This window comes from Chryseobacterium sp. SIMBA_029, assembly GCF_046535275.1.
Classification (GTDB): Bacteria; Bacteroidota; Bacteroidia; order Flavobacteriales; family Weeksellaceae; genus Chryseobacterium.
Window position 1 is genome coordinate 1 of the sequence record NZ_JAWRXA010000098.1, and the last position, 356, is coordinate 356.

General features: G+C 53.1%; 1 protein-coding gene. It reads left to right on the forward strand.

What is annotated here, in order from left to right; genetic code table 11:
• Positions 1-356 (forward strand): RES domain-containing protein (locus tag SB679_RS23380; protein WP_410704669.1); only part of this gene is annotated, 356 nt, incomplete at both ends.

Sequence of the window (356 nt, forward strand, 5' to 3'; positions counted from 1 at the left end):
GCCGATTCCGATACCCGCTACGCCGACCCTTCCAAACAGGTTGGCGTCTGCTATTTGGCCTGTTCTGCAGAAGTTGCAATCGCCGAGTCGTTCCAGCCAGGCCAAGGTATTGATGATCAACCAGTACGACTTTCGCGACTGGAACAGACGTCGCTACATTTACTCAGGACGGTACGTGAGTTGTACGTGGTAGATGTGGCTGCCCTGGCGAACCGTGCGACTCATCACAAAATACGGGATATCGTTCAGGCTAAGGGCCAAGGTAGAGAAGGTTATGCATTCACACGAAAGCTCAGCCAAGTGTGCATGAGCCAAGGGCAAGTTGATGGCCTGCTTTATCCGTCAGCGGTCTATAG